Below are 17,238 nucleotides of genomic sequence, written 5' to 3' on the forward strand. Positions count from 1 at the left end.
GGGGAGGAAATGGACATGACTGAGGTCTTTAAGTTAGAAATAAATCCTGTGACTCGGATAGAAGGACATGGAAAAATAACCGTAATGTTAGATGAGTCGGGTGAAGTTCAAGAAACACGTTTCCATGTGACCCAATATAGGGGTTTTGAGGTTTTTACACAGGGAAGAGATTTTAGAGAGATGCCGGTGATCACCCCAAGAATATGCGGGATTTGTCCAGTATCTCACCACTTAGCTTCTGCGAAAGCATGTGATGATATTTTGGGCGTTACTATAACGCCTGCCGCTCACAAACTTCGAGAGCTCATGCATATGGCACAAATCGTTCAGTCTCACGCCTTGAGCTTTTTTCATCTCTCTAGCCCTGATATCTTATTGGGTTTTGATGCTCCTGTGAAAATAAGAAATGTCGCGGGGTTAGTTGATCGCTATCCCGAACTTGCAAAGAAAGGCATACTGCTTCGCAAGTTTGGCCAAGAGATAATTCAAACTCTGGGCGGCAAAAAAGTGCATCCCTGGCACAGTATTCCCGGCGGTGTGAATAGAAGCCTGACTCCGCAAGAACGCGATAGCATAGCTGCGCAGGTTCTCGAAATGAAACCAATTTCCTTAGAAGCTATTAAGCTTATCAAAGACTATCTGGAAGAAGGGAAGGACGAGGTCAAGGAGTTTGCAACCCTTGATACGGCTTATATGGGATTGGTGCGAGATGGTAAACTCGAGCTCTACGATGGTGATATTCGCATCAAAGCTCCGAGAGGTAGAATTTTAGATGAGTTCCATCCCAAAGATTATTTGGAGTACATCGGTGAACATGTGGAACCTTGGAGCTATTTGAAGTTCCCATTTTATAAGGCCTTGGGATTTCCTCATGGTTCATATAGAGTTGGACCGCTTGCCAGACTTAATGCTGCCGATGAAATCGATACCCCAGAGGCATCTAAAGAGTTCGCCCTATTTAAGGAAGTGGGCGAAGATGGCGTAGTTCCTTATACTTTATATTATCACTATGCAAGGTTGATCGAAGTGCTTTATGGCTTGGAACGCATTGAGCAATTGTTGGCAGACCCAGATATAATCTCAAGCGATCTTCGCATAACGTCCAAGAATATAAATCCAGAGGGGATTGGTATCATTGAAGCTCCGAGAGGAACGTTAATTCATCATTACTGGGTTAATGAGAGTGGCGTTATCAAGAAGGTCAACCTGATTGTGGCTACCGGTCATAATAATTATGCCATGAACAAGGGTGTTGAGTTGGTTGCCAAAAAACATATAAAGGGAACGGATGTACCTGAGGGTGTATTCAACAGACTAGAGCATGTTATCCGCGCCTACGATCCTTGCTTGTCTTGTTCGACTCATGCCCTCGGAAAGATGCCATTAAAATTGGAGTTAGTGGCATCATCTGGAGAGGTAATTAAAGAGATTACGAGGAATTGACGTTCTATGAATGTGATCGTATTGGGCTACGGCAACCCCTTTAGGATGGACGATGGAGTTGGACCAGTTGGGGCATGTGCGATAGCTGAGTGGTTTGAGAAAAGTGGGCATGAAGTAACTACTTGGATTGGACATCAGTTGCTTCCAGAAGTGGTGCTGGAGCTAGAAGGGAGAGATCTTGCTGTTTTTGTAGATGCTACCATCGAGGAGCACCCTGACGGCTTTGCAATATACGAGGTCTTACCCTCCGTTGCTACCGATGGGCTCAACCTTCATACGTGTACTCCAGGGTGGGTTAAACACATAGCGATGCAGATGAGCATCGCTATGCCCAAGATGATCATGGTGACAATTTCAGGCGCAAATTTTGATTTTGGCGACTCGTTGAGTGAGTTGTGCTTGGAAAGATTGAATAAGGCAATAGAGAGCTTTAAAAAATATTTTGTTGACAACCTATGCTAAGTTTTTTGTGTTATAATATCCTTACAGGAACCCTGCGGTGTTCGTGTTATGGCGAAGAGCCTTGAGCCAACACAATATCCGATCGAGGCTGACTCCTGTCCGGTTAAGGAGACTCCTTGAGTCACCAAGGCTAAGGATGGGGAGGCCTCACCAGTTGGTGAGGATCGGGTCAAGGCCTTCTTAGCACGGCATCGCGGGGTTTTGCAATATGTTTTGCACGATATGAAGTAGGGGTGAGTTATTTTGCAGCCCATTAACAGTCCCTATTGGCATCCCGTTAATCAAAGAGGTTTTATTCTCGATTGGGATGGAGTTTTGGCCGAAACGGGGTTAGACTTTTCTCCTATTTATGAACGCTTTTTCGACGACAAGAAAGTGATGATATTAGAGGAAGCCGCAAAGCTTCCTGAAATGAAGCGAAAGATGCTTTATGAGGCTGTGGAAGCAATAGAGATGGAAGGAGCAAAAAGAGCGGAACCAGTCGATGGAGCTTTAGAGTTGGTTTCCTGGCTTGAAAAACATAACGTTTCGTGGGCTGTGGTCAGCCGCAATACGAGGAAGTGCGTGGAAGTTGCTGCCGAAGTCGCCTCCATAAAGCTACCCCCGATAGTCATAACGCGAGATGACGGCTTGCTGAAACCCGATCCTCGCGTGTTTTTGAAAGCCTCCGAGCTACTGGGCAAAAAAGCTTCTCAATGTGTCGTGATTGGGGATTACTTATATGATATTGTAGGTGCAAGAAGAGCAAGCATGAGAGCTGTTTTGGTAATGAGAGCCGATGAACCGTGGAGCGTTTGGTCTGATTTAGCATGTATTAATGTCATTGAATTAGTTGACATATTAAAGAATCCGTGCCCTTTGGTTCCATGGGAGTATCAGCCTGTTATAGAAAAAAGGGGTAGGAGATGGCTTGAAAGTGTTTTTGGCCTAGCTGTTAGGCTCCCTAAAGAAAACTACTTTGAGATCTTAGCTCATCTGGCGGGTTTGGGAGTAGGTAAGTTCTGTGTTTGTGAAGGAAGGCTTGAAGCAGACGTTTGGAGAAGATATCCCTACGTCGATCCTAGATACTTATGGGAGCCCTTAGAAAGGGTAGTTGAGGACTTTTTAAAGTCGCGTTTTCCATTGGCGAGAGTAGTTAAAGACGAGAGTGCTGTGGTTTTAAATGATAATTTACAAGAAAACCTGGCTCTTATCGAGGAGCTGGTTCCCCAGTGAGTCAAAATCAACAGGAACTTTTCGGAGATTCCTTTGGCCTCGTTCGAGAACCTGTGGAGAAAAAGGGAGGGGAATTCGAAGTTCGAGCCCGCACTGCTCAGGAATGCCTCGAAGTGCCTTTACCCGAGAGAATGCGTCCCATGAATCTTGAGGAATTTGTAGGGCAAAACCACCTTTTGGGCGAAGGTAGACCCTTAAGACGCTTGCTCGAAGCAGGTCAAGTTCCAAACTGCATTTTGTACGGTCCACCAGGTAGTGGAAAGACTACATTAGTGAGGGTCATGGCTAATGTTACGGGGAGAAAACTTCTCGAAGTGAATGCTGTTACCACAAAAGTGGCACAGCTTAGGGAAGTCGTGGATTTAGCGAGAAACTTGAAAAAAAACGTCGGAAAATCAGCCATAGTGTTCGTCGATGAAATATACCATTTCAATAAGCAACAACAAAATGCCTTGCTTCCTGCCGTTGAAAGAGGAGATTTAATATTAGTCGGTACGACGACGGAAAATCCCTATTTTGAAATAAACAAGACTCTCCTTTCGCGAGCTCTCGTATTTGAACTAAAACCGCTCATGCCCGAGGATCTTGAACGTCTCTTAAAAAGGGCCGCGCAAGATAAAAAGAGAGGCATGGGCATGTTTGATCTTAAAGTAGAAGATGAGGTTATATCGTTTATAGCACAAACATCCGGCGGGGATGCGAGACAAGCCCTTTTGCGTTTCGAGTCAATTGTTCTTGCCATAGTTGCATCAGGTAAAATAACTGTAACGCTTCAAGATATAGTTGAGTTATCTCCGAAGTCTATACAACGGTACGATAAATCCTCAGACCAGCATTATGACATTGTGTCAGCTTTTATAAAGAGCATGCGAGGCTCTGATCCCGACGCTGCTGTTTACTGGCTTGCAAGAATGTTGGCCGGTGGAGAAGATGTGCGATTTATAGCGAGAAGGATGCTCATCTTTGCTTCTGAAGATGTGGGATTAGCAGACCCCTTCGCCCTTGTCTTAGCAAATGCAACGGCAAGCGCGGTTGACCACGTTGGGTTGCCGGAAGCGCGAATAATATTGTCACAATGCGCTATTTACCTCGCTTGTGCCGAAAAAAGCAACAGCGCTTATAAAGCCATTGACCTAGCTTTGAACGAAATAGAAAAAGGAGATCTTCAGGAAGTTCCTTTGCATCTTAAATCTCATGGAGAAGGATATATTTACCCTCATGATGACCCCAGGCATTGGGTTTTTCAAAAGTATATGACAACCTTCAAGCGTTTTTACTTTCCTGGAGATCAAGGACGTGAACGAGTTATTTCCAAGAAATTACAGCAGCTTTGGAAAGGATACTCGCAAAAGAAGTGACGAAAGCTGTACTAATTTCCCCCCGTTTATCATTTCTCTTTATGTCCAGCTGAGCAACAGTTTGATTTTATATGCTACGATCCCTAGGTATTCTCTAAGTGCTAAGCTGTTGACATGGAGATCGGAAGCATTGGGCAGGAAATCTATTAAAGACAATGGTGCGACGTCTGTCATTTTCCCTACCGGATAGGGATGCCAATTGATTTCGGGGACCATTTTTTTGGCCGTCATAAGTGCTCTGGGCATGTGATAGCCGTGGGTCACAATGACAGCGTCATTGAGTTTTAAGGATTTTAAAAGAGGAGATACGTTTTTTAAGTTTTCCCACGTTGTTCTCGACTGTGATTCCTCATAGATTGTTAAATTAGGAAAGAGCCTTCTGGCTCTTTTTGCCATCGTTAAAGCCTCTGGGACCTCTTTTGAGTATGATCCACCACAAAATATCACTGGCCAATCAAACTGGATTGCGAGTTCTAGTCCGCCGATTAAACGCACCAGGGTATGAGGTGAAACATCGGCTTCAAGGAGATCTTTTGTTCGACGTTGCCCTCCGCCAAGCACGACGATGATTGTCTTCTCCTGAGGTAATGATGGCTGAATTGACATTTCCAATGGTTTAAGTGTGATCCTTGCGGCGATAGGCAAGCTTATAAAATAAAGCCCTAATGCTAACATGCAAAGAAAAAAAGAAAGCATAGGCTTTTTTGGTCTCTTAAGTGCCCATAATGCTGCAACAAGGATAAGGATCACGAATATTCCAGGTGGTACTACAAAAGTCCCTATAATTTTATAAATGGCGAAAAACATGGTTGTCATGAAATGTTCGTCAAGGTAGTTTATTGGAAATCTGTGAACTGCTTTTCAAAAAAAGCAAGAGTACGTCTCGTGCTCCCTGTAAATGCACTCGCAATAACTGAGCCGCTTCCTCTTCCCTTCCCACCAAGATGGCATCGATTATTTTTACATGTTCCATAGCGGACTCCTTCAAATTAACCCCTACTATCGAGTAATGTCTACAAAGTTGGATCAGATCAAAGGCCTCCATCAAAAATTGGTTTAAGAAACGGTTGTCGCAAGACTCGTGCAAAAAAGAATGAAAGGCAGTGTCTTGTTCTAAAAAGGCATTTGAATCTGTGTCTCGATCAACGGAAAGGAAGTATTCTTTAAAGTGAATAAGTTCTTCTTCCTTTGGTGGATTTTTGCACATAATTTTAACGGCTATCGTTTCCAGGGCAATCCTCACTTCATAAAGGTCGTAAACGTCCTTTTCCGTTGGGAGCGCCACATAAGCGCCTTTTCTTGGAACGAGTTGAACGATACCAGTCTGTGCAAGCTGCCTTATCGCTTCCCTTATAGGAGTTCGAGATACAGCAAGCGTTTGCGCTAGCTCCGCTTCGGAAAGTTTTTCTCCCGGTTTGATGATGCCCTTTAATATCGCATCTCTTATTTTTTTATACACTATCTGCCTTAAATCTGTGCTTTCCGCTGGTGTTAAAGGATTGCTCGCCATTGAGTCTTTTTCCTCCTCATCGCACTTCTCGTACTTCTTATAAAGTATAATTAATAATACTTCTTTTGTAAATTGCTGTATGCCACAACGCTAAGGCGAAAAAGATACCACAGTATCTATTTATAATGACGTAAGTATTTTTTCTTCAATCTTCAATATAGAAAAGATAAATGGTAAATTCGCATCTTTGTTCTTATTTTGCTCTCACGAAAATTGCGTTGCCTTCTGCGCAAACATTTCCCTCCTGGTCTTCAATAACAGCGGAAGTATAGGCTCTTCTAGTTTCCTTTCTTAATAAAAAACCTCTAGCGTTGTATCTTTTTCTCAACATAACGGCCCTTTTAAATGCGATAGTAAGCTTTGCAGTTAAATATGTTTCTTCGTCAAAGTTTTTTATAGCCCAAGCCATGGCGTCGTCTAGGATGGCTGCTAGAATCCCTCCGTGAACCACGCCTTCGTAACCGCACCAAGTGTCATTCGGTACAAAGGAAATTAAGGAACATTTTGCTTCTTCATCCCAATAGATGTTAAGCTCTAAGGTGCGTGCGTTTACCTTTTTGTCTCCGCACACAAAGCATGAGGCCGTACCAGGCAAAGCCTTAAGTGTCATCGTTCAATCCTCCTTTATAATTAAAGTGAGTTAGTATTTGTATTTTAGGGGGTTTTGAAATATATATGAAGGACAAGATAAGCGCTTCTTTGCTTGCCCAATATGCTTATTGTCCCAGAGCTGCCTGGTACCGGGCGCATGGTATTGTGCCTCAAGGTAATGGCAATGGCAAATCTTTTAAGAGGGGCAGGCGAGCTCATAAAATTTTTGGATTTTTTGAAAAAATTCGTGGTCTTTGGAGTCGAACCTGGAGGGCTGCTCTCCTTTCGCTCATATTTGGAGGGGTAATATTTTGGTTATACCAAATGTCAAAATAATGTTCGTCTTTCTGACAGTATGTGTGTTTGGAATGTACCTTTGGTGGATGAGAGAGGTTCCTTTGAGCATTGATTCAAAGGTATGGACAGGGAGTTTTTTAACAGGCAGACCAGACGCGGTTATAAAGAAAGGTCCTTGGGTCATACCGGTGGAGTTTAAGAGTGCGAACCATGGCGAACCAATGGAAAGCCATAGGTTGCAGCTTTTGTGTTACTGCCTTTTGTTGGAGGAAAAGGGCTATAAGGTTCCCTATGGCATCTTGAGGTATCGAGAAAAAAAGTTCAAAATACGCTGGAACAAAAGAACGAAAAGATATCTGACAAAAATTGCCAAAGAGGCAATCGAGATACTCTCTCAAGATGAACCTCCGCTTCCCCTAGCGGAAAGTGGCGGAAGGTGTTATAAATGTCCTTATCGTTCTATCTGTAAACCATAATGAGAAAGGGATGATAATAAAATGCGCATAGAACCCTTTGGCGTGGAAGAGTGGATGAACACCTACGAAATGAAGGCAGAGTATAACATAGCCGAAACATGTGTGGAATCCCTTACTGTTGAAGAGCTCCTAAACTTATCGGGAGATCCTGAAAGTGCTTATCGGGAGATTTGTAATATCAAACTTACTTATGGCGAAATTCCCGGCTCTGTTGAACTACGAAGGGCCATCGCTTCACTCTACGAAAGCATGACTGAAGATAATATATTGATAACACAAGGAGGAATTGGTGCAAATTTCTTGGCACAATTTTCTCTCATCGATCCTGGCGACAGCGTCATCTCCGTGTATCCTACTTATCAGCAACTTTACAGTGTTCCGAAGGCTTTTGGTGTATCTGTAAATCTGTGGCCTTTGCGGCCTGAAAAACATTTTTTGCCTGACATAAAAGAGCTTAAGGCTATATCAGAATCGACTAAACATCTTAAAATGATCTGTCTTAATAACCCAAATAACCCCACAGGTGCCTTGATGGATGAGGATTTTTTAAAAAAGATAATCGATATTGCAAAATCTCATGGTGCTTACGTTCTGTGCGACGAGGTTTACAGAGGCTTAGAACACGACGCAAGTTTCAAGACTCCTTCTATAGCGGATCTTTATGAGAGAGGAATAAGCACGGGAAGTATGTCCAAGGTGTTTTCTCTTGCAGGTTTGAGGTTAGGCTGGATTGCAGGGCCGCCAGAAGTCGTAAGAGAGTGCTTTTCTCATCGCAACTACATGACAATAAGTTGCGGTTGCATAGATGAGCACCTTGCCCTCGTAGCTATGAAATGCAGAAATCGCCTTTTAGGCAGGAATTTACAAATAGTACGAGAAAACTTTGCCACATTGTCATCGTGGATCGATGAAGAAAAACATGTCCGTTGGGTTCCTCCGAGTGCAGGCACGACTGCTTTTCTTGATTTCAGTAGGTATAACATGCCTTCTCGAGACTTTTGTAAGCGTTTATTAGATGAAACCGGGGCATTTTTGGTGCCGGGTAGCGCCTTTGGACCTGAGTTTGAAGGTTGGGTAAGGATGGGTTTTGCTTGCACCTCGGAAGTGTTGAAGAAAGGATTGAACTGTGTGTCAAAATTTTTAAGAAAACTAGAAGGAGAAATTCAAAAGAGGTAGTTATTATCAAGAGAAATCGTTTCTGGCACAGTCATGACAGTTGTGGGCTTGAATGTCTCGGCAATTATATTTAGAGGTAAGTCTTATATTGGCTTGTAAATTTGCTCGCATTTGCTTGCTTCCTTTAAATAGGTGTATTTATCACGAAATACCTTGCCCTTATTGACATTCAACCCTTTGCTTGGTATTATCGAATTTAACAATGGGGCATTTCCCATGTGGCAATATTAGTTAAAATCTATATTCGTAAGTTAAGTTCCTCCGAGTCAATGTATCTACGGGCGTTTAGCCTATGAGCATTGGCCGTTAGGGTCTCTTCGGAAACGAAAAGGCCTCCCGCTCGGAAAGGAGGATAGCGAATTGTACCCCTTCCCGGCGGGAAGGGGTTTTTCGTTTTAATAGCAAAGCATCTCTAATGTACTTTTAGTTAAGGAGGGATGTACATGAGGAGATTAAGTACAAAAGTTCTAGCATTAGGGGCTGTCATACTTTTGTGCCTTTCTTTTGTCCAAGGAGTTGCCTGTGCGGATGAAAAAGTCCTTTTGATGGCTACCACCACGAGTACTGACGATACGGGATTACTTGATTATCTAGCGCCGCTTTTTAAGGAAGACACAGGTATAACTCTCCAGTGGACAGCTACTGGTACGGGTAAAGCTTTGAAATTAGGAGAAAATTGTGATGTGGATGTGCTGCTGGTTCATGATCCCGATTCGGAGAAAAAGTTTGTTGAAGCGGGATATGGTGTCGATAGGACTCAAGTGATGTACAACGACTTCATTATAATCGGTCCCGCGGATGATCCGGCTGGCATAAAAGGCTTGACATCGACGGAGGCATTTAAAAAGATCGCTGAAAAGAAAGCCATCTTTGTCAGCAGGGCAGATGAATCTGGAACTCACATGAAAGAAAAGTTCGTTTGGCAACAAGCTGGGTTGGATGTTCCCGATAAGGAAGAATGGTATGTTCAGACAGGTCAAGGCATGTTGATCACGATAAACGTCGCTGCTGAAAAGAAAGGATACACCCTTACCGACAGAGGCACATATATAAAGTATGAAGCAAATTATGAGGGAAAACCACCGCTCGTAATACTTTCTGAGGGCGATCCTTATTTGCTCAATCAATACAGCGTAATTGCCGTAAATCCGGAGCGTTGTCCCAAGGCGAAGTACGACTTGGCAAAGAAATTTATAGAATGGATGGCCAGCCCGAGGGCACAGCAGGCAATAGAAGATTTTCGACTGATGGGCAAGCAGCTTTTCTTCCCAAATGCCGACGTAGCCTCTCAGTCTAAATAGTGACATCCTACGTGTTTTGAGCTTATAGAAATGCTCCAATCCCCCATTCAAGCCGTCGCATCCCCCTGCGACGGCTTGCTGGTTTATATGTTATCATATTTAACTCACGGTGATCATTTTTTTTAATTTTTAAGGGAGGCGGATTCCGTGGACTATATCCTTGCGGGAATTCAAGAAGCCTTTGTTTTGCTCTTAAGCGGTGACGAGGAAGTTTATACGGCCGTATTTGCAACTTTAAAGGTTTCCTCAATGTCGATTTTCTTTACTCTGGTAATAGGTCTCCCTACGGGTTTTTTGCTTGGCTACACAAATTTCCCAGGTAAAAACTTTGTTAGATCTGTCGTGGATGCTCTGCTTGCGCTTCCCACAGTTGTAGTTGGATTGTGGGTTTACGCTTTCATATCCAGTCGCGGGCCTTTGGGCAACTTAAACCTTCTTTTCACCCTCCCAGGGGTTGCAATTGGTGAGGTTGTTTTAGCCCTTCCTATTGTCATAGCCTTGTCAGCGCAGGCAATCGAAGAGCTCGATCTGTCGGTTAAGGATACCTTACTCACGCTTGGAGCTGCTGGCAGAAAACTAGCGCTTGATATTTTGTGGGAAGGACGATATGGAATGCTAATGGCCGCTGTTACTGCATATGGCCGCATTATATCCGAAGTTGGCGTGGCTACAATGCTCGGTGGCAACATTAAGTGGAGAACTAGGACCATTACAACTGCCATGGCCTTTGAAACAAATAAGGGACAGTTTGCAATGGGCATGGCTTTAGGCTTTATATTATTATTAATCGCTTTTATAGTTAATGGTACTTTATCCTTTGCAAAAAGAAGGAGACAGTCAAGGTGAGCAATATGCTTTATGAATTAAAAAATATAAAACGATATTATAATGGAAGATGTGCCCTCTCCATTAATCACTTGGCAATCGAAGGTGGTCAAATATACGCTCTTGTTGGACCGAATGGTAGTGGAAAGACCACGTTGCTTAGAATTTTGGCATTTCTTGACGAGCCTACTATGGGGGAGGTCTTTTACAATGGCTCCTTGGTGGCTCCAAAAATGATGCCCTTCCTTCGTCGTGAGGTTACGATGCTGTTGCAGGATTCAAGGTTATTAACGCGTAAAGTAAAGGATAACGTGGCTTATGGTTTGAAACTGAGGGGCATGGACCCCCTTTCGATGAAGCACAGGGTCAATGAAGCACTTGAAATGGTCGGATTGTCGCCGAAGGAGTTTGCCAATCGAAAATGGTATGAATTGTCAGGGGGGAAGCACAGCGCGTGGCATTGGCTTCCAGGCTGGTTCTTAGACCCAAAGTTCTTTTACTCGACGAACCCACTGCTAATGTCGATGCAGTTTCCGAGTCCTTGATAAACGATGCTGTAGTCAGAGCAAAAGAGGAATGGAAGACCACCATAATAGTAGTGAGTCACAATTTGCTTTGGCTTTATAGTGTAGCTGACGAAGTCCTAACTTTGTGGGGAGGTAGAATCATACAACAGGGCCCCGAAAACATCATCCCTGGCCCGTGGAAAAAGTTGGAAACCGGGTTATATTGTAAAACCTTGAGGGATGGGCAAAAAATCTTTGTATCGGGAGAGCCTTCCGAGTCAAAAGTCATCTCAATTAGCCCTTCAGAAATACTGCTTGCGAGCCATGGGGAAAAAAGTTCTGCTCGTAATGTGTTGCGCGGATTTGTTACGCAGATGACTTACCATAATGGCGATCAGGTTCGGGTGCACGTATCCGTTGGCGATATAACTTTGGTTGCCTTTCTTACTAAAGATGCCGTTATGGACCTAAATCTCCATCCGGGCATGGATATATACGTCATTTTTAAGGCAAGCGCAGCAAAATGGTTATGAGTCTACATAAATATATGGGGGCAAGAGGTAGCGAACATGGGGTTTATAGTTGACGTTAAGGATAATTGCAAATTATCGGCCGAAGAGCCTTTGAGAGGGCAAGATGTCCTTGCAGTCTGTGGTAAAAAAGGGGAATCCAACATCGTAGCATGGAGGGTGAACAACTACTTGCGACCCTTGGACTGGATTGTAGACGATGATTGTTTCGTAGAGTTTGTAGACACATCCAGTTTTGAGGGAATGGAAGTTTACAGAAGGAGCTTGAGCTTCTTGCTGGTGCTTGCTTCTAAATATGCGCTGTCTGAGGATGTATTTATCAGGCATTCTATAAGTGATGGGTATTACTGTGAGCTTGAATCAGGAGAAGTTTCAGAGGAAAAAGTTCAAACTATTAAAACTGAGCTAGATCGATTGGTCAGCGCTAATATACCTATTAAGCGAGAAGTGCTATCAGGTGACAAGGCTAGGAGAATTTTCACGCGTCAGGGAAATTTAGATAAAGCGAACTTGCTGCGATGGACAGCGGTCGATCCGATAGAAGTTTACAAATGCGACGGAACCTATGGATACTATTACGCTCCACTGGCTCCATCAACTGGATATATGAAGATATACGACCTCATCCCTTACGACCGAGGGATGGTTTTGCGTTTTCCTACAGTTGCCTACCCGCAAGGACTTCCTCCATTTATGCCATCAAAGCGCCTGGCAGAAGTCTTTGCAGTGTATGCTAAGTGGCTTGATATCCTTGGGATCAACACTATGGAAGGCCTACACGCCTTAGTCTCCAAGGGGAAATCGAACGATATTATACAAATATCGGAAGCGTTGCATTCCCAGTGGTTATCCCGTTTGGTTGAAATCGTTGCAAGCAAACAAAGTATTAGGCTAATCTGCATAGCAGGTCCTTCGGCATCGGGTAAAACAACGACAGCTCAGAGATTGCGCATTCAGCTTCAGGTCTTTGGTAAGCGCTCCTTCATAGTTTCGCTGGATGATTATTTCGTCGAAAGAGATAAAACTCCCAGGGATGAGAAGGGAAATTATGACTTTGAAGCACTTGAAGCTCTAGACCTGGATCTTATAAATGATGATCTCGTTAGACTTCTCAGAGGCGAAGAGGTCGAGATGCCTCGCTTTAATTTTTTCACCGGCAAAAGAGAAAGAGGCCCAGCATTGAGATTGGGAAAAGAGGATATTTTGATAGTAGAGGGGATACATGGTTTAAACGAACTAGTTACTCAAAGTGTCCCTGAGGAGCAGAAGTGGCGACTCTATGTATCTCCTCTGACTGGCATAAATCTGGATCGCCATAATAGGACAAGTACTACTGACAATCGTTTAATTAGGCGTTTAGTAAGAGACAATCGAACCAGAGGAAAATCGCCTGAGGCTACTTTGCTTCAATGGCCTTCAGTAATAAGGGGTGCTCAACGACATATCTTTCCTTATCAAGAAAGGGCTCATGCAATGTTTAACTCTGCTACAGTTTATGAACTTGCCGTACTTAAGGGTTATGTTGAGCCTTTGCTTAGAAATGTGCACGAAGATTCGCCGATGTTTGGAGAGGCTCAAAGGCTTTTAACTTTTTTGCACTATGTGCCATTTATGCCTGCCGATGAGGTTCCAAATAACTCGATAATCCGTGAGTTCATCGGTGGAAGTTGTTTTGAATCGATCTGAAGTATTGCAATAGTTCGTGTCAATGCGAGGTTATTGCGTAAATGAAAAGAAATGACATGAAAGAAAGACTTAACCTAAAAATTTCAACTTTTAGAAAAAATAGTGAAAAATTAATCTTGATTTTTTTAATTTGTCTTTTCGTGGTGCTCAGTCCTTCACATGTTCAAGCTCAGACACATTTTAAGCTCGATGCAGAAACGCTAATTCTAACAGCGCAGAGATATTTTTCGATCGAGCTAGGATTATCTCCTGAAGAATTGCAAGATGTTAAGCTAGCAACTCATGTAAAATCCCATGAAGTAGCGGATATAACTTGGGTATGTCTCAAGGAGGAGCATCTTTTACTTGCACTCTCGGAAATCGATAAGATAGTACACGGCGGATGGGTAGTTGCTACGGGAAGAAATCCGGGACAAAAACAGCGAGTGGGAGACATGCGCACCCCCGAGGGCATATTTCAAATAGAATCTATCGAAGATGCTCGTCATTGGGGATTTTACGAAGATAGTGTAACAAAAGAACGAATCGGTTATGGTCCCTATTTCATACGGCTTAAGACAGGTTGGAAGGGCATTGGTATTCACGGAACCGACGAAGATCACCTACATGAAATAGGAAAAAATGCAAGCCACGGATGTATCCGCATGGCGAACGACAATCTTTTAGAGGTCGTTAAAATGGCCAAAATCGGTCAAAAGATCGTTATCCTGCCTAAGCTTTCTCAATAAATGAATGAATGCCTCCGATAATGTTAATGGGGCTACGGTTGGAGGTGGTGCCCATGGAGATCGGTCAAGTTAGCAGCATTGTACATGGCGAAGCTCTTAGAGACGTAGAGGGCGTTATTGCGATGACAATGCTAAAGAAGAGCCTTGAGTTACAGCAAGTTATGCTGCAGAAGATGTTTGAGAGTATAGGTATAGGGCAAAATATTAATTTGCTAGCCTAACGCCCCCCAAACAAGGCAGGGACTATCTAGTTCCTGCCTTGTTGTATATTATATTGGCGAGAGATCTTTTATCTCAGAGATGATAAAGTAGTACTCAGGAGGCGCTCGGTTTAAATCGATTGAGACATCAATCAAAGGCACAAAGGCAAGAAATATTGGCTAGAGGTGAAATGTATGTCCGTTACAATGGTAGACGTGGCAAAGGAGGCAGGTGTTGATAAGGCTACCGTTAGCCGCGTTTTGCGAGGAGACCCTAGAATATCTTTAAAGACCAGGGAAAGAGTATGGGAAGTCATAAGACGCTTAGACTACAAGCCAAATGCCCTAGCACGTGGCTTATCTGAAAAGAAGTCTGGTTTTGTATCCATTGTCTTCGAAGAACAGGAAGTTCCCCAGATGAATAAATTCCTTAAAGGCGTCGGCCGTATATTGGCTACTGTAGGCAAAGAGCCAATAGTATATGTGGCAGATGATTTTGATGCCAATTTCGTAAAGTCCCGTTCGATGGTTCATAAGGCGGAAGGCATGATTTGGATCGGAAACCCTCCATCGGATGTAAGTGTGCCAATGGTAATTATCGGTGAGACGGTGGATAATTATGTCTGTGTGTCACCCTTTTGGTCCGATACTGCAGAGGGGATAAAGAAGTTAGCTGCTGGAAGGCAGATAGCCTTCGTGGGAGAAACCAAGGTTAATTTAATTTTAAGGCGTGAACTAAAAGAGTATAGAGGCAATTGCGATAATGTCCTTTGGATCTGCGATGGGTCTTTGCCAGGTGGAATATCGCGGCTAATCTACGATGAGTGCGAAACTAGTTTAAGCAATGAAGGTCAAGGCGAAGAATTTTCAAAGGGTGATTTATTATTGCTATTTAACGAAAGAAATTACGCAAAAGCCCTAGGCGGATATTCCCTTTATTTTCCATCTTTCGAGATGGGGATTTTGGCTGCAAGACTTTTAATCAACGTGTTACGGCATCGAGAGGTTCCGTTTAAAAATTTGGTCCGTGTCACGATCGAGTAAGATAAGGTGCACTCTTAGCGAAGAAAGGAGAATTTGGTGAGCAAGAAAAGTTATCTTTTCTTTGTAATGGCAAGTTTGCTTGTGACGTTAGTGAGCATTTGCATTTCTCTTTCAGTGGGAGAAGTTCGCATACCAATAAAGGAAGTGGTAAGTGCAGTTTTTTCAAAAGCAACTATTCTTTTTTCTACAGACTATGAAACCTCCAGTGAAGTTTACAGCGCAATTCTTCTTTTTGTAAGACTTCCAAGGACACTTATAGCTTTTCTAGTTGGCTCTATCTTGGGGGCATCTGGCGCAGTCTATCAGGGGCTTCTTCTAAACCCGTTAGCAGAAAGCTATACTCTGGGTGTCGCTTCAGGGGCAGCATTGGGAGCAACTTTAGCCATTGCCTTTAATTTTAGCCTTATCAGGTTATTTGCGTTCTTGGGGGGCATCCTAACCCTTTTTGGTGTATGGGCTTTAAGCCATAGGTCTCGCTCTGTGGATCCCACGAGGCTCATCTTATCGGGAGTAGTTGTAAGCAGCATTCTTCAAGCTCTAATGATGTTGCTTCAAACTTTGTTCCCTGAGAAACTTGGGGCTTTCTTTTTTTGGGTAATGGGGAGTTTTAATTCGGCAAGTTGGAAATGGCTGCCCGGTTGTCTTCTCGGGTCATGTGTGGCACTATTGTTTTTATTGTTGCATAGGGAGCTGGATTTGGTATCGCTTGGGGAGGGAAAGGCCGAAACTTTAGGGGTCGATATCGTGCGCGTGAGATGGATCCTACTCTGTGTGGCTTCCTTCATCACTTCATTAGCTGTTTCTTATTGTGGAGTCATAGGGTTTGTCGGCCTAATAGTGCCACATCTATTTAGAATGATAGTAGGACATTCCCACAAGCGACTTCTTTTTGCCTCTTGGATTGGCGGAGGTCTCATTTTGCTATGGGCAGATATCGCTGCTAGGGCTCTGGGATCTTTGCCAGTGGGAGTATTGACCATCCTCATCGGCGGACCAATTTTTTGCGTGCTTCTTTTTAAGTCTTCATGAATTGGACGGTGTTTTGGCATTGAGCAAGTCTGGACCTGCAAGACCGATAATACTTGATGCAACCGATGTCTCCGTTTATTATGGCGAGAAGGAAATTGTTCATAATGTCTCGATCGAAGTACAAAGCGGAGAATTAGTGGCAGTAATTGGCCCCAATGGCAGTGGCAAGAGCACCATGCTTAAGGCCTTTGCTAGGTTGGCTGACAAGAAAGGTGAAGTAAAGGTTTTAGGACAACCAATAGAAAGCTTGGCCCGCAAAATGCTGGCAAGGTCAATTGCATATATGCCTCAAAAACTGCAAGTAACAACGCCCTTTAGGGTTATGGACATAGTTTTGCTGGGACGATATCCATGGCTTCCCTTTCTTGGCAACTATGGCGTAAAAGATGTAGAAATAGCCCAACGTTGTCTTAGTGAAGTTGGAATGGAAGGCTTCGATGAACGTTTAATCACCACGTTATCGGGGGGAGAAGTGCAAAGGGTGTTCCTCGCTCAGTGTCTTGCACAAGACACGTCTTTTTTGCTTTTGGATGAACCGACTAGTGCGCTTGATCCGAAGCATTCCGTTGCGATAATGAAGGTACTGCAAAGATACATTAAAGGTAAAAAGGCGGCGCTTTGCGTGATGCACGATATAAACTTAGCGCTTCGTTTTGCTGACAAAATTGCGCTAATGAAGGAAGGCGTTATTCACTGCTTTTGCAGTTCTAAAGAGATTGATGCCAACATTTTAAGTTATGTATTTGACGTGCCTTGGCACATTGAAGAATGGCAAGGTGGACGTTTGGCAGTGCCGTTATAGCGGCTTTAAGGTGTTTTAAGGTGAAATTTAGCGATTTAGAGTAAGTTTCAGCTTCTCTT

General features: G+C 43.5%; 20 protein-coding genes, 1 other RNA gene and 1 riboswitch. Of the genes, 18 read left to right on the forward strand and 3 right to left on the reverse strand.

The window, feature by feature from the left end; all coding sequences use genetic code 11:
• Positions 1 to 15: 15 nt before the first annotated feature.
• The 5 genes from AC5SXE_RS10765 (at position 16) to AC5SXE_RS10785 (ending at position 4,478) form a co-directional block, all read left to right on the forward strand.
• Positions 16 to 1,443 (forward strand): Ni/Fe hydrogenase subunit alpha, encoded by a 1,428-nt coding sequence (locus tag AC5SXE_RS10765; protein WP_303882237.1) that lies wholly within the window; start codon positions 16 to 18, stop codon positions 1,441 to 1,443.
• A 6-nt stretch (positions 1,444 to 1,449) separates the two neighbouring features.
• Positions 1,450 to 1,905, forward strand: coding sequence for a hydrogenase maturation protease (locus tag AC5SXE_RS10770; RefSeq protein ID WP_303882238.1), 456 nt, complete (start codon positions 1,450 to 1,452; stop codon positions 1,903 to 1,905).
• Positions 1,906 to 1,931: 26 nt separating this feature from the next.
• Positions 1,932 to 2,109: non-coding RNA, 6S RNA (ssrS, locus tag AC5SXE_RS10775), on the forward strand.
• Between the two features lie 39 nt (positions 2,110 to 2,148).
• Positions 2,149 to 3,120 (forward strand): HAD family hydrolase, encoded by a 972-nt coding sequence (locus tag AC5SXE_RS10780; protein ID WP_303882239.1) that lies wholly within the window; start codon positions 2,149 to 2,151, stop codon positions 3,118 to 3,120.
• A 131-nt stretch (positions 3,121 to 3,251) separates the two neighbouring features.
• Positions 3,252 to 4,478, forward strand: coding sequence for a replication-associated recombination protein A (locus tag AC5SXE_RS10785; protein ID WP_303882276.1), 1,227 nt, complete (start codon positions 3,252 to 3,254; stop codon positions 4,476 to 4,478).
• Between the two features lie 39 nt (positions 4,479 to 4,517).
• On the opposite strand, the gene AC5SXE_RS10790 is transcribed toward AC5SXE_RS10785, so the two are convergent.
• The 3 genes from AC5SXE_RS10790 to AC5SXE_RS10800 form a co-directional block, all read right to left on the reverse strand.
• Positions 4,518 to 5,174, reverse strand: a complete 657-nt coding sequence (locus tag AC5SXE_RS10790) for a YdcF family protein (RefSeq protein ID WP_323721163.1) — start codon at positions 5,172 to 5,174, stop codon at positions 4,518 to 4,520.
• Between the two features lie 130 nt (positions 5,175 to 5,304).
• Positions 5,305 to 5,988, reverse strand: a complete 684-nt coding sequence (locus tag AC5SXE_RS10795; RefSeq protein WP_303882243.1) for a GntR family transcriptional regulator — start codon at positions 5,986 to 5,988, stop codon at positions 5,305 to 5,307.
• A 193-nt stretch (positions 5,989 to 6,181) separates the two neighbouring features.
• A complete protein-coding gene (locus AC5SXE_RS10800) occupies positions 6,182 to 6,598 on the reverse strand; it encodes a PaaI family thioesterase (protein WP_303882245.1) in 417 nt (138 codons plus the stop codon).
• 65 nt (positions 6,599 to 6,663) lie between these two features.
• On the opposite strand from AC5SXE_RS10800, the gene AC5SXE_RS10805 reads away from it, so the two are divergent.
• The 13 genes from AC5SXE_RS10805 to AC5SXE_RS10865 all read left to right on the forward strand — a co-directional run bounded on the left by AC5SXE_RS10805 (position 6,664) and on the right by AC5SXE_RS10865 (position 17,179).
• Positions 6,664 to 6,915, forward strand: a complete 252-nt coding sequence (locus AC5SXE_RS10805) for a PD-(D/E)XK nuclease family protein (protein ID WP_323721164.1) — start codon at positions 6,664 to 6,666, stop codon at positions 6,913 to 6,915.
• Entirely contained in the window at positions 6,891 to 7,352 is a 462-nt protein-coding gene (gene cas4, locus AC5SXE_RS10810; RefSeq protein WP_303882246.1) for a CRISPR-associated protein Cas4, read from the forward strand. Before AC5SXE_RS10805 ends, cas4 begins: the two co-directional genes overlap by 25 nt.
• Before the next feature lie 21 nt (positions 7,353 to 7,373).
• Complete coding sequence (locus AC5SXE_RS10815; RefSeq protein ID WP_303882247.1) at positions 7,374 to 8,528, forward strand: aminotransferase; 1,155 nt, start codon at positions 7,374 to 7,376, stop codon at positions 8,526 to 8,528.
• A 247-nt stretch (positions 8,529 to 8,775) separates the two neighbouring features.
• A riboswitch (molybdenum cofactor riboswitch) is annotated at positions 8,776 to 8,895 on the forward strand.
• A gap of 76 nt (positions 8,896 to 8,971) precedes the next feature.
• Complete coding sequence (locus AC5SXE_RS10820) at positions 8,972 to 9,829, forward strand: ABC transporter substrate-binding protein (RefSeq protein ID WP_323721165.1); 858 nt, start codon at positions 8,972 to 8,974, stop codon at positions 9,827 to 9,829.
• A 147-nt stretch (positions 9,830 to 9,976) separates the two neighbouring features.
• A complete protein-coding gene (locus tag AC5SXE_RS10825) occupies positions 9,977 to 10,675 on the forward strand; it encodes an ABC transporter permease (protein ID WP_303882249.1) in 699 nt (232 codons plus the stop codon).
• A 5-nt stretch (positions 10,676 to 10,680) separates the two neighbouring features.
• Positions 10,681 to 11,199 carry an ATP-binding cassette domain-containing protein gene (locus tag AC5SXE_RS10830; protein WP_493917399.1) on the forward strand — a complete coding sequence of 173 codons (519 nt, stop codon included), beginning with the start codon at positions 10,681 to 10,683 and terminating at the stop codon, positions 11,197 to 11,199.
• Positions 11,109 to 11,693, forward strand: coding sequence for a TOBE domain-containing protein (locus tag AC5SXE_RS10835; protein ID WP_493917368.1), 585 nt, complete (start codon positions 11,109 to 11,111; stop codon positions 11,691 to 11,693). The genes AC5SXE_RS10830 and AC5SXE_RS10835 overlap by 91 nt, the downstream gene beginning before the upstream one ends.
• A gap of 36 nt (positions 11,694 to 11,729) precedes the next feature.
• Positions 11,730 to 13,376, forward strand: coding sequence for a nucleoside kinase (locus AC5SXE_RS10840; protein ID WP_303882251.1), 1,647 nt, complete (start codon positions 11,730 to 11,732; stop codon positions 13,374 to 13,376).
• Between the two features lie 41 nt (positions 13,377 to 13,417).
• Positions 13,418 to 14,104, forward strand: a complete 687-nt coding sequence (locus AC5SXE_RS10845; protein WP_303882253.1) for a L,D-transpeptidase — start codon at positions 13,418 to 13,420, stop codon at positions 14,102 to 14,104.
• A gap of 53 nt (positions 14,105 to 14,157) precedes the next feature.
• On the forward strand, positions 14,158 to 14,325 hold the full coding sequence (locus AC5SXE_RS10850; RefSeq protein WP_303882255.1) for a hypothetical protein: 168 nt from the start codon (positions 14,158 to 14,160) through the stop codon (positions 14,323 to 14,325).
• Positions 14,326 to 14,499: 174 nt separating this feature from the next.
• On the forward strand, positions 14,500 to 15,348 hold the full coding sequence (locus tag AC5SXE_RS10855) for a LacI family DNA-binding transcriptional regulator (RefSeq protein ID WP_303882256.1): 849 nt from the start codon (positions 14,500 to 14,502) through the stop codon (positions 15,346 to 15,348).
• 36 nt (positions 15,349 to 15,384) lie between these two features.
• The gene (locus AC5SXE_RS10860) at positions 15,385 to 16,377 is read left to right on the forward strand and encodes a FecCD family ABC transporter permease (protein ID WP_303882257.1); all 993 of its coding nucleotides are present in this window, start codon (positions 15,385 to 15,387) and stop codon (positions 16,375 to 16,377) included.
• 19 nt (positions 16,378 to 16,396) lie between these two features.
• A complete protein-coding gene (locus AC5SXE_RS10865) occupies positions 16,397 to 17,179 on the forward strand; it encodes an ABC transporter ATP-binding protein (protein ID WP_303882258.1) in 783 nt (260 codons plus the stop codon).
• The last annotated feature ends 59 nt before the right edge of the window (positions 17,180 to 17,238 follow it).

It is taken from the genome of Acetomicrobium sp. (genome assembly GCF_059026225.1).